We start from the raw sequence: 14,674 nt of genomic DNA, 5'->3' as shown, positions 1-14,674 counted from the left end.
TCCCCCTCAGCATGAGGATTGGGCGGCGCCGAACGAGCCGGCATCGCGTGCTTCGCCCGTTGCCCTGTCATGGGCGACGCAATCCGGCCGCGAGGCGAAGGCCACGTAGATCAGATGCGCATTGGCGCCGACGAACACGGCGACGATCAGGGCGCTCAGCATGATTGCTGCCAAGCGCCAGGGGCGGGTATCCAGGCGGGACTGCGGGCCGGTCGATCGTCCGGTCATGGCTTGGCCGCCTCGAGCGTCGAGACATAGAGCGCCAGGATCTTGCGATTGGTCTCCGACAGGCGGCCTTCCCACTGCGGCATATATCCCTGCCGGCCGGCATAGATCGTGGTGTAGAGGGCCTGGCTGTCGCCGCCATAGATCCAGAACCGATCGGTCAGATCCGGCGCTCCCACATCCGTCTTGCCTTTGGCGTTGGCGCCGTGGCAGGCGACGCAGTTGGCGGCGAACACCTCTTGCCCTGCCTTGATTTGCGTGCTGTCGCCTTGCTTGCCGGAAAGGGACTGCACATAGGCGACGACATCCTCGATCTTCGCCGCATCGAGGACGTGCTGGCGGCCGAAGGCCAGCATCTGGGAAACCCTTGTGTCGGGGTGGCCCGAATTGATGCCGATGCGAATGGTCTCGGCGATGGTTTCGGGCGAGCCGCCCCACAGCCAGCTCTTCGAGGTCAGATTGGGAAAGCCGGGGCCGCCGGTCGCCTTGGCGCCATGGCAGGCCGCGCAATTGTCGCGGAAGAGTGTCTGGCCGGTTTCCCTGACCTTTTGCATCAGGGTGAGATCAGCCTCGATTGCGGCGAAGTCCCTGGAGGCGATCTCCGCCTCCCAGCTGCTGCGCTCGACGGCTGCCTGCTTGACCTGGTCGGTCACCAATTGCTGCTGGTCGATGCCGAGTAGGCCCTTGGTATAGGTCGTGACCAGCGGAAAGGCCGGATAGAGCAGCCAGCAGATCAGCGAAAACACAAAACCAAGGGCGAGAAAGACGAGCACCACCTTCGGCACAGGGGTGTCGAGTTCCTCGATGCCGTTCCATTCATGGCCGGTGGTCATGCGGCCGGTGACGCCGTCGCGTTTGCCTTCCTGCATGGCTTACCGTCCCGGCTGATCGGTCGTATCGAGGATGCTGTTTGCGGCCCTGTCGAATTCCGCCTTCTTGCCCGGCCACAGGGCGTAGATCGTGACCGCGATGGAAAGCCCGACGAGGTAGAAAAGGCCCCAGCTTTTGGAAAAGGCGACGACGCTCTGGTGATCGAAATCCATCTCACTTCTCCGCGACGGTCGGCGGCGGCTGCTTCGCGCCAGCCGCCGGCTTGTAGGGAATGTCGGTCTGCCGGCCGAGGATCTGCAGATAGGCGACCAGCGCGTCCATTTCGGTCAGCTCGCCCGGATTGCCGTCGAAATCCCGGACATTGGTGGCCTCGCCATAGCGCTCCTTCACGCCGGTGGAAGCATCGGCATCCGGTGAGGCCTGGCCATAGGCATCCGCCGTGGCGTTCTTGACCATGGCGTCGGTATAGGGAACGCCCACCGTGCGCTGGGCGGCGAGATTGAGCGACAGACCGTCGATCTTCAAGGCGTTGGCTGCCAGCCAGCCATATCTAGGCATGACCGACTCCGGCACCACGGCCCGAGGGTTGATGAGATGGGCCACGTGCCAGGCATCCGAATATTTGCCGCCGAGACGCGCGATATCGGGACCGGTGCGCTTGGATCCCCACAGCATCGGGTGGTCGTATTTCGACTCCACCGCAAGAGAATAGGGGCCGTAGCGCTCGACTTCGTCGCGCAGGGTGCGGATCATCTGGGAATGGCAGGCATAGCAGCCTTCGCGGATGTAGATATCGCGCCCTGCCAGTTCCAGCGGCGTGTAGAGGCGCATGTCCGGCGCCTTCTCGACCGTCTGATCGATGGTGAAAAGGGGAGCGATCTCGATGAAGCCGCCGATCGATGAGACGACGAGGATGGCAGCCAGGAAGGCGATGGAGTTGCGCTCGAGCTTGCGGTGAATTTCAGGCATGTCGTTACTCCGCCGGCATCGAGGCAAGGCTCGGCACATCTTGGGCCGGCACGTCCTGTTCGCCGCTGCGCCCGGCTTCGGCCTGGCTTGCGCGAATGGTCATCCAGACATTGAGGGAGCCCACCACTGCACCGGCCAGGAAGAACAGGCCGCCGATTGTGCGTGCGATGTAGTAGGGATGCATCGCAACCAGGCTTTCGACGAAGGAATATTGGAGCGTGCCGCTGTCATTGTAGGTGCGCCACATCAGGCCCTGGATGATGCCCGAATTCCACATGGCGAAGACGTAGATGATGGTGCCGGAGAGGGCGAGCCAGAAGTGCAGCTCGATGAGCCTGGGCGACCACATGGCCTCGCGCTTCCACATCCAGGGCACCAGGGCGTAGATCGAGCCGAAGGTGATCATCGCCACCCAGCCGAGAGCCCCGGCATGGACATGGCCGATGGTCCAGTCCGTATAGTGCGACAGCGCGTTGACGGGGCGGATGGCCATGAACGAGCCTTCGAAGGTCGACAGGCCGTAGAAGACGGCGGCGACCATCATGAAGCGCAGCGTGGCGTCGTCGCGGACCTTGTGCCAGGCCCCGTTCAGCGTGGCGAGCGCATTGCCGGCAGACGCCCAGGAGGGGACCAGCAGCATCACCGAAAAGGTCATGCCGAGGGTCTGCACCCAATGGGGAAGGGCGGTGTAGTGCAGGTGGTGCGACCCCGCCCACATATAGAGGAAGGTGATGCCCCAGAAGCTGATGATCGAGAGGCGGTAGGAGAAGATCGGCCGGCCCGCACGCTTGGGCAGATAATAATACATCATGCCCAGGAAACCGGAGGTCAGGAAGAAGGCTACCGCGTTGTGGCCGTACCACCATTGCGTCATGGCATCCTGAACGCCGGAGAACAGCGAATAGCTCTTGGTCGAGCCGAGCGAAAGAGGCACGGCGAGGTTGTTGACGATATGCAGGACCGCCACGACCAGGATGAAGGCCATGTAGTACCAGTTGGCGACGTAGATATGCGGTTCCTTGCGGCGCGCCAGCGTGCGGATGAAGATCGAGAAGTAGACGACCCACACGACGACCAGCCAGAGATCGGCATACCATTCCGGCTCGGCATATTCCTTGGATTGGGTCACGCCCATCAGGTAGCCGCTGGCGGCGACGATGCAGAACAGATTGTAGCCGAGCAGCACGAACCAGGGGCTGACCTGATCGGGCAGCCGGGCACGCGAGGTGCGCTGCAGGACGTGGAAGGAGGTCGCGATCAGAGCATTGCCGCCGAAGCCGAAGATGACCCCGCTGGTATGGACGGGGCGAAGCCGGCCGAAGCTCGCCCAGGCGGCATCGAAGGTCAGGTCCGGCCAGGCCAGGAGTGCCGCCACCCACACCCCGACGAACATGCCGACGACGGCCCAGATCATGGTGAGGACGATGCCGACCCGGGTGGGATCGTCATAATATTCCTCCAGCTGCGAAGCCGGCGGCTCGGGATCGAAGTAATGCCCGATCAATGCGAAGATGAAGCCCAGGGCCGCGACCAGCACGATGAAGCCGTGGACCCCCAGCGGCTCGCCGCGGCCGCCGATCGCCATCGCCAGGCCGAAGACGCCAAGCAGGACTACAATCGCCAGGGAAAGCTGGCGTTCGCTCAAGGTGAGGCGGGAGATCATGCCATCGGCTCCATCGGCCTTCCACTCCGTTGCCGGACCGGTGGGTCAGGCTCGAGGATTGACGCTTGGCAGATCGCCGGCAGTTCTCCCTTGATGTAGATCAAGGTCGAGGCGAGGAAGTGCGCCGGTTCACAGGATTGCAGCTTGATCGCGGCGTTGATCGGTGGTCCGAGAAGGGGCGGCTGGAACAGGCGGTCCAATTCCGGCTATAGAACGTCGGGGGCCTCATCTGATCGATCGACTGCAGAAAATGCCCAACCTGCTCATCCGCCTGTGCCTGCTTGTATGGATCCCGCTCCAATTCGGCGTCATCGCGGGGGCACACGCTGCCATGCCCGAGGCCGGCGTTTGCCGTGAGATTCCGGCGGGCCGCGACAGCGGCGACAAGCGCGTGGCGCTGATCGTGGGCAATGCGGCCTATCGGCATGGCCTGCCGGCGCTCGCCAACCCCGCCAACGATGCCGCCGCGGTCGCCAGGACGTTGAGCAGGCTCGGCTTCGAGGTCCTCCTCGTCACGGATGCCTCGGACCGGCAATTGCAGGCCTGCCTGACGCGCGCCAGCGCCCGGATGTCGCAGGCAGCGATTGGCCTGTTCTATTATTCGGGCCACGGCATCCAGGTCGATGACGAGAACTATCTCGTCGCTGTCAATGCGCGGGCGGGAAACCTCAAGACGGGCTTTGTGCCCGTGCAGCCGATCGTCGACGAGATCCAGCGTCGGGCCGCCGCGACACTCGTGTTCCTCGACGCCTGCCGAAACAATCCGCTGGCGCCCAGGGGCCGGGAAGGCCTGTCGGTATCCACCGGCCGCGGCATCCAGGTCGTGGCAAGCAAGGCGCCCGTCCCGAGGCCCGCTGCGCCGCAGGCCCGCGGCCTGATGGTGGCCTATTCGACCTCGCCCAATTCGGTCGCCGTGGACGGCGACGGCGATCTCAGCCCCTTTACGGATGCTTTCATTCACAGGGTCCTTTCGCCGGGCTATTCGATCCAGCGGGTGATGAGCGAGGTGACGAACGCCGTGGGCGAGCAGACGACATGGGCCCAGACTCCCTGGATGAAGTCCTCGCTCACCCGCGAGCTCAAGCTCGACGGCGAGCAGACTTTGGCCGAGGCCCAGGCAGTGTCGCAAAACTGGGCGAACCTGTCGCTGAAGCTCCTATGGACGCATGAGGGCCGGCAAGCCGCGCTGGCTGCCGCCTTGAAGGGATTGCCGGCCGAGCCCAGCGAGGCGACGCTCAGGGCATTTCCGGATGCCTATCTCGCCGTCTTCTCCGCCATGCATGCCAGCATGTCGAAACTGCCGGTGAACGGCTTGCCCCTTGGCGACATCAACGGTGACCAGGTCGCAGTGTTTCGCCTGCTCGAGAACGGTGCCTCGAGCCTGGAGCTCTGGTCCCAGTCACGTCAGGTTCTGCTGCGCCCGGTGGCGGAATATCCCGCAAACGAGGCCCATGGCGCCAGGTTCAGTCCTGACGGCACCCTCCTTTTGAGCTTCGGCAATGGAACGGTTGCCGGATGGGATATGGCCACGGGCGTCAAGCGTTTCGAGACCGTGGTTGCGCATGAGGCCGCCGGCGGCCTGCTCGGCCAGCGCAAATGGGTCTTCGATGTCGGCTTCAGTCCCGATGGGCGCTTCTTTTATGTAACCGCAACGGACAAGAAGATTCTTCAGATCCTCGATGCCCGCACGGGCAATGTCGTCGAAGCCTTCGACGGTGCCGCGTTCGCGCCCGTTGCGGACGTCGCTCAGTCTCCGGCGGTGAAGTATATCGGTGACGACAAGCTGCTCCTGCTGCTCTCATCGAGCCAGCAGCCCGAAGGGCCGGTGATTGCGACCTATGATCTGAAAGAGCATCAGTTGACGCTGATCGATCGGGTTTCCGCGAAGTCGGTGACACATTTGGGCTATGACCCCGCGGGGCGTTACGTCGCTCTCACGCTCATGCCCGACAATGGCTTCAGCGGACAGGCCGACTTCATGGTCTGGGATATTCGTTCCAAGAAGAAGGTCTTGTCCGCCAAGGGCATGGTGATGGACGCCTCCTTCGATCCGACGGGGCGTTTCGTGCTTGCCAGCGCCGGAACATCGTCGACGGTGTATGACCTTTCCGACGGCAAGGAGACCAACCTGGCGGCGATACCATCCGGGTTTCGGGCCATGCCCGGCTATATTGCCTCGTCGACGGGGCTGTCGCCCGTGGTGATGCCGTCCGGTCCGTGGTTTTCGTGGGATCTACCGCATGGACGGGCGCTCGTCGATCTGGCCTTTTCGACGCTGCCTGGGGAACAGCAGGCCCGCGTGGCCCAGGAGAGGGTTTCCTACGTTGGAAATGACTGATCGAAGCGCGTTCGGGTGCGAATGCCCATCGGCTTCGCGAACCGGCCCGATCCGGCTTATGCTCGGAAGACTTGCGTTCGGAAGACTTGCGCTCAGAAGAAAGGCAGCGGTCCCGGGAAGTTTCCGATCGGCACCCAATGGGTCAGCAGGCCATGTCCGGGCCGCCAATGATGCAACAGGAAGGCCGGTGGCTCGACATAGGAGGCCGGTATGGAATCCGCCGCAAGGCGGAGCGCAATGGAGGTTGCGGTGCTCGGCGCGGTCATGAGCATGGTTCCGGCGAATCGCGCCTGCGCGAAACGATGAACATGCCCGCACAGGACGCGTTCGATATGGCCGTGGCGAAGCAAGAGCTCGGCAAGCCGCTCGCCACGAAGGCATTTATAGGCGTCGATGAAATGGATGCCGATGTCGATCGGGGGCTGGTGCATCAGGATGACGGTCGGCTGGTCCGGGTATTCTGACAGTGTCTGTTCGAGCCAGAGCATCGCTGCGTCATCGATGTCGCCGTGATGCTGGCCGGGGACAGTGACATCGAAGCCGATCACACGCACCGGCCATCGGGTGCCCGTGTCGAAATGAAGGGGGCCGGCCGCCGTCAGGCTTCCGGTTTCACCAAGACAGGTCCTGAAGGCTTCCCGCTCGTCGTGGTTTCCAGGGATGGCGAAAACGGGTTGCCGCAACCTGGAGAGCGCGTGCCGGGCGGTCTCATATTCGGCCTCGGATGCTTCATCGACCAGATCGCCGCCGATGATCACGATGTCCGGCTCCGGCCTGAGCGCCTCGAGCGTTTCCATCGCTAGGTCGAACATGGCATTGGAGTCCACCAGTCCCTGATAGAGATGGCCTTTTTCCCGCAGATGGGGATCCGACAAATGGGCGATCAGCACTCAATAACCTCATCTAAAGCCGCGGTACGCCCTGGAAGGTCGGGCCCTTCTCAGCCGGCCAGGAAACCACCATCCGCACCGAGCACATGGCCGACGATATAGCTCGCCTCGCCTGAAAGCAGCCAGACGACCGCTGCCGCAATTTCCTCCGGGTGCCCCATGCGGCGAAGCGGCAATCCCGCTGCGACACTCCGCATGTCCGCGATGCCCGAGGACAGCATCATGTCCGTGACGACCCGGCCCGGCGCGATGGCGTTTATCCGAATGCCCTTGGAGGCATATTCCATGGCCGCGGCACGCGTCAGCGCAATGGCGGCCGCCTTGGAGGCCCCATAGAGCGCCAGACCCGGATTGGGATTTCGGATGCCGCTGACGCTGGTGTTGTTGACGATCGCCCCGCCACCCGAGGCCATGAGCGCCGGGATTTCATGCCGCATGGCGTGGAACATGGCCCGTACATTGGTATCGAATACCTGCGCGTAGACGCCGTCGCTCTGTTCCGCCAGCGGCGCCCGTCTCTCCTGGAAACCCGCATTGTTGAACACGGCATCGAGACGGCCGAACCGTCGCATCGTCTGTTCCGTCAGCCTGGCGAGATCGTCTTCCTGCGTGACGTCGGCAGGGATGAACAGGCTCCTCGCCCCTGAGCGCTGCAGTTCTTCCTCGAGCCTGGCACCAAGCGTCTGCCGGCGGCCGGCGATCACGACGATGGCGGCGCCTTCCCGGGCCATGCGAAGGGCGGTTGCACGACCGATGCCGCTGGTCGCACCGAGAACGAGGCAGGTGCGCCCGTCAAGCCGTTCAGCCGGCATGTGGATCGGAGCAGGACCGGCAAGGTCCGAGAGGGTGGGGGGCGGTGCCACTGCGGACGTCATGGGCGGGGCCTCATGAAGCGCTGCTCCAATACTTCGCTGCCCCATTGCCGGCCGGGGCGCTCTTCGACGCAGACGAAGCCATGTCTTTCATAGAGGTGCCGCGCCGCCGCAAGGCCGGCAAAGGTCCATAGATGGGTCTCCTCGAACCGGTTCCGGTCCACGAAATCGAGCGCGGTCGAGAGCAATCGACGGCCGGTACCCCCGCCACGAACCGACCCTTCCACGATGAACCAGCGCAGATGCGCGATGCCGGATCCAAGGTCCTCGCCGTCGATGGCGATGGAGCCGATGATCCTGTCGCCATGGATAGCGCTCCAGATATTGTTGGCGGGCCTGTCGAGACGATCGCAGAAAGCGGCCAGACCGCCGGCGACGACGGATTCGAAAGCCTGGCCGAAACCGGACGCATCCGCGTAGTGAAGCGCGTGCATTTCGGTGATGCGGGCTATCAGTCCAGGTCGATAGCCGGGGGCGATGCGAAGCGGCGGCGCGGGGTCGGGCCCATCTGCGGCGAGGGACCCGGCGTAGAGGCGAAGGCCGTCCAGGACGACATTGCATTGGTCGGGAGACAGACGATCCAAGGCAGATACGACCTGCTCCCGGGCGAAGGCGTGAATGGCCGTAACCCGGTTTCGGCCAGCCGCAGTCAAGGAGAGCCTTCTTTCCCGGGCATCCTGCTCCCCCGGCTCTTCCAGGACGTCGCCGGAGAGGATGAGCTTGCGCAGCATGCGGCTGACACTGGACTTTTCCAGGCGAAGGATTGCGCTGAGCGTCCGGGCTGTGATGCCCTCATGCTTTTCGATTTCGATCAGGGCGTGGACGGCGGAGGGCGACAGGTCCGTTCCGGCCAGAGACTCGTGCATGAAGCCGAGTTCGCGGACGAGTTGCCGAGAAGCCTCGCGCACCAGTTCGATGATAGGCGGGGAGCCGGACATGGCGAAGCGTCCAATTTAGTTGTACGATACAACCATAGCTGCTTCTCGCCTTTTGTCGAGCCTCATCGTGTTCATCGCGGTGACCTTGGGCCCGCGGATACCCCGTTACGCCGTCGGGCGTTCGAGATCCTCGTCGGGCTGCATGATGAAGATCAGCACGAGGAGAATGGTGACATAGAACCGGAAGGCGGGATTCTGGCCATTCCAGGTCGAAGACTGCCACATGGCAAACCACTCCCCGCCGATCACCATGAAGCCGAAGAACCAGACGAGAAACCCGATCGTGGAGGCCATGACGGCATGGTTCTTGGCAGCATGGAAGCTTCTTGCCGGCGCGTGACGGGCTTTCCAGAGCGCAGCGCTGGCAAATAAGTACAAAATGCAGGTAATTGCTTCGCCGGCTATGATTAGAATGTAGGAAGCATTCCACAGGATCGGGCTGCTGATCGACCTATACATCAAACTATTGCCCGGAAACGTGCTGTCCATGGACAGGACATGCTTTACGAATTCGTAGTTCGAGCCATAGTCGGTGATGTTGCCGAAGGTCACGAGAAAGGCGAAGGCCGCAAGGCAGAGGCACATGACGATCTTGGCGTAGCGGGTGGACATATGCTGTACTTCCTCGGTTGAGACGGATGGGCCCGTGACTTGAGCAGTTCTCCAGCTAGCCTGCCTCGGGGAGGCAGGATCGTTCTCACGGCCAGTGCGAAGGCCTTTGCCGACAGGGCGGGGATACTGGCAGCCCTTGTCGGCGTGGCACTGCCTCTGGAATGCATGGTCGGCGATTGGGTGACCGTCTCCGGCAGCGATTTTGCCGTCATGCGTCGCCGCTGGGTTCTGGTGGACGAGGTCGTCAGCCTGGAAATCACGCTCGACCATCCCGCGGGGCGCGGCCTGCGCTGACAGAGCCTTTGTGGCCTGGGGCCTTCGGCGGAACCCTCAGACATCCGGGCACCTCACATGGCGATATTGCGCCGGCGATCGGGATCGCGAAGTCGTTGAATGCAGGTCAAGGCGAGGGCCAGCGATGCGTCGATCACCAGCATGCCCTCCGGCACCACCTCTTCTGCCGCGATGGGAAGCTCGGTGCAGGCGAGAATGGCCGCTTCGGAGCCGTCTTGCCTGCAGAGCTCGAAAGCCGCTGCACAGGCAAGTCGCGCCTGCCTCAGTTCACCGAGCTTGACCTGCAGGATTGCATCGTCGACGGCGTGCTGGAAGGCTGGCCCGATCGGGTTGCGGCAATCGAAGCCCGCTTCCCGCAGACGTTTCTGGTAGAAACCCGAACGCAGGGTCCCTCGCGTTGCCATCACGGCTGCCCGGTTCCCCTCGTACCGGCGATGCAATTCGCCGATGGCCGCGTCCGCGATATGGATGATCTCGGCCCTGGAGGCCGCAGACAGGGCGTCGTACCAGTGATGGGCCGTATTGCAGGCGATCGCGATGATCTCGACATCGAGGCTGTTGAGCATGTCGATCGCCTCGATCAGCCAGGGAAGGGGCTTGTCGCTGCCCTCGCGGATGGCGCCTGAACGGTCCGGTATCTGCGGCACGCTCAAGATCGCCATGGAGATATGGTCGGCATCGTTCTCGGCTGGAACCGCGTCGATGGTCTTGCGATAGAAATCCGCGGTGGCAAGCGGGCCAAGACCGCCGACCACACCGAGACGCGGTCGCAGGAGCCGGCCGGTCATGCCGCTGCTTCCGCCTTGGGAACGTTGAGCGCGAACCCCTCGCTCTCATCGACCGGATGCTGGGCCGAGTCCTTGGGCGCGATCGCGGCTGTCGCCGCGGCGATCGTCGATACGACCGTCAGCGTTCGCATGGTGTCGGTCAGCGCATCGATGGTGAGAAACAGCACGAAGGGTGCTTCGAAGGGCAGGTTCAGGTGCGCGCACAGGATCGCCATCTGCGACAGCGTGACGGCACCGCTCATCCCGGCCGTGGTCATGCCCACCAGGATCGAAGCGCCGGCGATGTAGACATAGTCGTTCATGCTGAGCGAACGGCCGTAAAGCTGGGCAATGAACAGCGAGCCGCACACGAACAGCATGATCGGCCCGGCGCGCAGCATGGTGACGTGAAGCGGCACCAGCATCTCCACGACGATACGGTTGAAGCGCAGGCGCTCGCCGACGAGGCTGATGATCCAGGGAATGCTCGCCGTGCTGGAGCGGGTGGCGATGGCGATCATGAACAAGGGCTGATGGGCCTTGAAGGTCGCCCACAGGCTTTCGCCGCTGCGAAACCACACCACAAGCAGCGACAATATCATGATAGTGCCGGTTGCAACGGCGAAAGTGGCGATGAAGCCGACCATCAGCAACAGTGGTTCGACGCCGGTCAAGGCGGTCTGGCTGGCGATGATCGCGAAGGAGGCGAGAGGCAGCAGGACGTTGAACCACCCTGTCATGATCAGGCAGGCACGATAGACCGTCTCGAGGGCGTTGGCGAAGCTGAGGGAGGTGGCGGCGGGCACCCGGCCGATGCCGATGCCGAACAATATGCAGAAGACCAGCACCTGCATGGTGTTGCCGACCGACAGCGAGTTGAAGATGTTGCTGGGGATCAGCTCCAGCAGACCTGAGAACACGCCCTCGTTCGTGGGGGGCTGGCTGGGTGGCGCCAGCGTCATCTGCAAATCCGTACCGATGGTTCCCCGGTTGTTGAGCACGGTGCCGAGCTCGATGCGATCCTGCACGTCGGTGATCACCCCCGGCTGCAGCACCAATGTCACGGCTCCTGTGATGGCGACGGCTGCCACGGATACCAATGCGATCGCCATGACGACCTTGGAAAGATAAGCGGCCGTTTGCGGATCCCGGGTCATCGATTTGATCGCGAAAACCGTCGCCGACACGATCAAGGGCAGGACGACCATCTTCAGCAGATTGAGGTAGGCGTCGCTGATCGGCGCGAGGGACTTGGCGAAATCCGGCAGGTAGGCGCCGCAGAGGGCCCCGAGCACCACCGACGCGATCACCGTCCAGGGCGATTGGGAGATGCGCCGCAGGCCCGCATTCCAGGTGGCCGATTTGTGCTCGCTTGGAACGGACACGGAGCTCATGGGGTCAGGCCTTGCGCAAATAGCGGTTCACCAGTTCGTCGGCCGTCATGGGCTTGTCGCGCCCCGACAGCTCGAGGAACAGATTGACGAATTCCAGGAGGTGGGGAGAACCGCGGCGCACGCCGATCGCAATGGTGTCGGTCAGATCGGTCAGGGTAACGGATCGCGCCACGATGGTGAGCGACGGGTCCTCGTGCAGCAAGCGCTTGATTTCCAGATCGTCGCGATAGGCCGCGTCCACATGGCCCTCCCGCACCGCTGCGACCAATTCCTGCCAGGTGAGGAAAGTCCGTACCTTCGCCTTGGTGAAATTGTTTCGCGCATAATATTCGAATGATGATCCGGCGATCACGCCCAGTTCGCCGTCGAATGCACGTACGACTTCCTCGGGTTGCCGCCCATTGGCAAGGATCGCGAAGCGGACCCGATTGATGATCAGGGCATGGCTCAGCTGGGCATAGGGACGCGAATAGCTGATGTTTCGCGCGCGACTGAGGGTACGGCTCAGCTTGGCGACGACGATGTCGGCGCGGCCCTGCTCGATCAGCGCAACCGCGCCATCGAAAGTGGGGGAACTGCGGTCGAGGACCAGCTTGACGCCGAGGGCGTCGGCAAGCTGCTGGCTGGTGTCGGCATCGATGCCCTGCAGCGTGTCGCTGCTCCCCCCAAAGAAGGGCGGCGATGCGAAGCCGGGCATGGCGACGACCAGCGATTTGCGCGCGAGAATCTCTTCGACATCCCCGACCAATGGCGTTGTTGCGAGAGACTCGTCGGGCTGGGTTGCTGCCACAACGGGCGATGCGGCAAGAGCAGGTGCTGCTAGAAAAAGAATTCGCCTGGTGATCATGATGTTGTGCAATCCCGAAAACAAACAAGACTCACATGCAATCCGAATAGGCAGCGCAATCAGGAGATGACCTGCAGAACAACGTGCTACCCTTTCGCTCTACACTGCATCCTCGCTCGGAGATCGGACACTTGAGGCGGGTGGGTCATAGGGCTTGCACAATGAATTCCCATCCGGTCAGGTCATACCGGCGGAAAGGTGTCGGCCCCATCTTCCAGGTGCTGATGTCATCCCCTCAATCCGAATTTCTCAAACCTCGGAAACACTGCGGCTGAACGCATTCGGCAAATTTATATCTAGTCTAGCGATAGGTTAGCTTAGATGGTGCCTGGATTTTTACAAGGTACCGCAGTGGCGAAAATTCCATCAGTTATGGCTATCCATGACCTTTTACACTTTATCCCGGAGATGCACACGTTCACGCTCCTCCGTCGTGTCGGTGATGATGGTTTATCGCTACGATATGGAAGTTTAATTATTTAAATTCAATATATAAAATTCCCATAATAAATGAATAATTTCAATTATACAAAATAATATTTGAGGATTTTTCTTATATAAATTGGTATTATCTGCAATTTTTTCAAAAAATTCATATTTGCAAAATTTTCAAGTGGAAAATTACTTCGAATATCCACGGCTCCGGCTCGAAGGGCGCCGCCGTATAATCCTGGGACAAAAGATATCGGCTTTGTCGCAAATTGTGCGATGCAGCAAAGTCGGTACATCCTTCGACAAACTGCGCCTTCCAACGGCACACTTTCGAGACAGGCCTCGATCAGTCTGACCCGCGACAAGGGCGCTCCGACGACAGGCGGAACGCTGATAGACGCATGGCGCGGAGCACGGACTTGAAAAACGCAAAGGCAATCATGGGGCTGGCCGGCCTGGCAATCCTCGCTGGCATGACGGCTGCGGGTTGGACTCTCTTTCAGGCACGGGCGGCGGTGACGCCGGCGCCCATCCGTCCCGCACCCTCGGTCGTCGTGTCCCAGCCCCTGCAGATGCGCGTCGTCGATACGCAGGAATTCGCAGGTCGCTTCCAGGCCAGCGCCATGGTCGAAATCAGGGCGCGGGTGCCGGGCTATCTCGACGCCATCAATTTCGAGGACGGACAATTGGTCGAAAAAGGCCGTGTGCTCTTCGTCGTCGATCAGCGTACCTATCAGGCCTCGCTCGACATGGCCAAGGCCCAGCTCAAGAGCGCGGGGGCACAGGCGGATCTGGCCGGTCAGGAACTGGAGCGGGCCCGCCAGCTCGCCGGCACGGCGGCCGTCTCGCGTTCCACGCTCGATCAGCGCCTGCAGCAAAAGGCGGCGGCCGATGCTGCGATCGAGACGGCGCAGGCCACCTTGCGACGGGCCGAACTGGATCTCGAATTTGCGACGATCCGTGCCCCGATTGCCGGGCGAGTTTCCAATCGCCGGCTCGATGTCGGCAGCCTCGTCTCCGACAGCGGCACGGTTCTCACCACCATCGTGGCGCTCGATCCGATCGACTTCGTCTTCGACATGAGCGAACGGGACTTCCTGCGCCATGAGCGCGCCATGAAGGCGGGAGCCATGCCGTCCATGCGCGACAAGGGTGTTGCCGTGCAGGCTCGGCCGGATGGCGAGACAGGTTGGTCCAATGACGGCGTCCTCAGTTTCGTCGACAATCGGCTGGAGCCGGGCGCCGGTACCATCCGCGCCCGCGCCACGCTCGCCAATCCGAGCCTTGCCATTACTCCCGGCCAGTTCGGCCGGGTTCGCATGGCCGCCTCCGGCGACTATCCGGCCTTGCTGATCCCGGAGACGGCCGTCCTCACCGACCAGGCAAGCCGCATCGTACTCAAGCTGGGAGCCGACAGCACACTGCAGGCCGCGACGGTCGGTCTTGGTCCCAGCCGGCCGGATGGGTTGAGGGTGGTGACCAGCGGGCTAGGCCCGGACGATCGCATCGTCGTCAACGGCCTGCTGCGGGCCCGGCCGGGCCAGAAGGTCGCGCCCCAACCGGGCAGCATCACCACACAGACGGCCGGCCTCGCGGAGTAGA

15 protein-coding genes are annotated in these 14,674 nt (G+C 62.5%); 3 read left to right on the top strand and 12 right to left on the bottom strand.

The features are described 5' to 3' along the window. Positions 1-6 precede the first annotated feature (6 nt). From ABXS05_RS16555 to ccoN, 5 genes are read right to left on the bottom strand one after another with little or no spacing between them, the layout of a single operon-like run. Entirely contained in the window at positions 7-228 is a 222-nt protein-coding gene (locus tag ABXS05_RS16555) for a hypothetical protein (protein WP_367624687.1), read from the bottom strand. After that, positions 225-1,094, bottom strand: coding sequence for a cytochrome-c oxidase, cbb3-type subunit III (ccoP, locus tag ABXS05_RS16550; protein ID WP_367624686.1), 870 nt, complete (start codon positions 1,092-1,094; stop codon positions 225-227). The genes ABXS05_RS16555 and ccoP overlap by 4 nt, the downstream gene beginning before the upstream one ends. Before the next feature lie 3 nt (positions 1,095-1,097). Then, a complete protein-coding gene (locus ABXS05_RS16545; RefSeq protein WP_311936764.1) occupies positions 1,098-1,268 on the bottom strand; it encodes a cbb3-type cytochrome c oxidase subunit 3 in 171 nt (56 codons plus the stop codon). Between the two features lies 1 nt (position 1,269). Continuing rightward, complete coding sequence (ccoO, locus tag ABXS05_RS16540) at positions 1,270-2,025, bottom strand: cytochrome-c oxidase, cbb3-type subunit II (protein ID WP_311936760.1); 756 nt, start codon at positions 2,023-2,025, stop codon at positions 1,270-1,272. Between the two features lie 4 nt (positions 2,026-2,029). Continuing rightward, on the bottom strand, positions 2,030-3,688 hold the full coding sequence (gene ccoN, locus ABXS05_RS16535) for a cytochrome-c oxidase, cbb3-type subunit I (protein WP_367624685.1): 1,659 nt from the start codon (positions 3,686-3,688) through the stop codon (positions 2,030-2,032). Positions 3,689-3,938: 250 nt separating this feature from the next. On the opposite strand from ccoN, the gene ABXS05_RS16530 reads away from it, so the two are divergent. Beyond that, positions 3,939-6,026 carry a caspase family protein gene (locus ABXS05_RS16530; protein WP_367624684.1) on the top strand — a complete coding sequence of 696 codons (2,088 nt, stop codon included), beginning with the start codon at positions 3,939-3,941 and terminating at the stop codon, positions 6,024-6,026. Positions 6,027-6,118: 92 nt separating this feature from the next. Here the strand turns inward: ABXS05_RS16530 and ABXS05_RS16525 are convergent, their stop codons facing one another. The 4 genes from ABXS05_RS16525 to ABXS05_RS16510 all read right to left on the bottom strand — a co-directional run bounded on the left by ABXS05_RS16525 (position 6,119) and on the right by ABXS05_RS16510 (position 9,338). Beyond that, positions 6,119-6,916, bottom strand: a complete 798-nt coding sequence (locus tag ABXS05_RS16525) for a phosphodiesterase (RefSeq protein WP_367624683.1) — start codon at positions 6,914-6,916, stop codon at positions 6,119-6,121. 50 nt (positions 6,917-6,966) lie between these two features. Next, a complete protein-coding gene (locus ABXS05_RS16520) occupies positions 6,967-7,728 on the bottom strand; it encodes an SDR family NAD(P)-dependent oxidoreductase (RefSeq protein WP_367624884.1) in 762 nt (253 codons plus the stop codon). A 59-nt stretch (positions 7,729-7,787) separates the two neighbouring features. Beyond that, entirely contained in the window at positions 7,788-8,726 is a 939-nt protein-coding gene (locus ABXS05_RS16515) for a bifunctional helix-turn-helix transcriptional regulator/GNAT family N-acetyltransferase (RefSeq protein ID WP_367624682.1), read from the bottom strand. 105 nt (positions 8,727-8,831) lie between these two features. After that, the gene (locus ABXS05_RS16510) at positions 8,832-9,338 is read right to left on the bottom strand and encodes a DUF2165 family protein (RefSeq protein ID WP_367624681.1); all 507 of its coding nucleotides are present in this window, start codon (positions 9,336-9,338) and stop codon (positions 8,832-8,834) included. 39 nt (positions 9,339-9,377) lie between these two features. Between ABXS05_RS16510 and ABXS05_RS16505 the strand changes: the two genes are divergently transcribed. Next, positions 9,378-9,632 carry a Rossmann-fold NAD(P)-binding domain-containing protein gene (locus tag ABXS05_RS16505; RefSeq protein WP_367624680.1) on the top strand — a complete coding sequence of 85 codons (255 nt, stop codon included), beginning with the start codon at positions 9,378-9,380 and terminating at the stop codon, positions 9,630-9,632. Between the two features lie 53 nt (positions 9,633-9,685). Here the strand turns inward: ABXS05_RS16505 and cuyB are convergent, their stop codons facing one another. From cuyB to ABXS05_RS16490, 3 genes are read right to left on the bottom strand one after another with little or no spacing between them, the layout of a single operon-like run. Beyond that, positions 9,686-10,420, bottom strand: coding sequence for a cysteate racemase (cuyB, locus tag ABXS05_RS16500; protein WP_311936739.1), 735 nt, complete (start codon positions 10,418-10,420; stop codon positions 9,686-9,688). Further along, entirely contained in the window at positions 10,417-11,793 is a 1,377-nt protein-coding gene (locus tag ABXS05_RS16495) for a dicarboxylate/amino acid:cation symporter (protein ID WP_367624679.1), read from the bottom strand. Before ABXS05_RS16495 ends, cuyB begins: the two co-directional genes overlap by 4 nt. Positions 11,794-11,797: 4 nt before the next feature. Continuing rightward, positions 11,798-12,583: a substrate-binding periplasmic protein gene (locus tag ABXS05_RS16490; RefSeq protein WP_367624678.1), complete on the bottom strand. Its 786-nt coding sequence runs from the start codon at positions 12,581-12,583 to the stop codon at positions 11,798-11,800. Between the two features lie 908 nt (positions 12,584-13,491). On the opposite strand from ABXS05_RS16490, the gene ABXS05_RS16485 reads away from it, so the two are divergent. After that, entirely contained in the window at positions 13,492-14,673 is a 1,182-nt protein-coding gene (locus ABXS05_RS16485; RefSeq protein WP_367624677.1) for an efflux RND transporter periplasmic adaptor subunit, read from the top strand. Position 14,674: the final 1 nt, after the last annotated feature.

It is taken from the genome of Labrys neptuniae, assembly GCF_040797145.1.
In the GTDB taxonomy this organism is placed as follows: domain Bacteria; phylum Pseudomonadota; class Alphaproteobacteria; order Rhizobiales; family Labraceae; genus Labrys; species Labrys neptuniae.
This window is presented reverse-complemented; position numbering and strand designations above follow the sequence as displayed.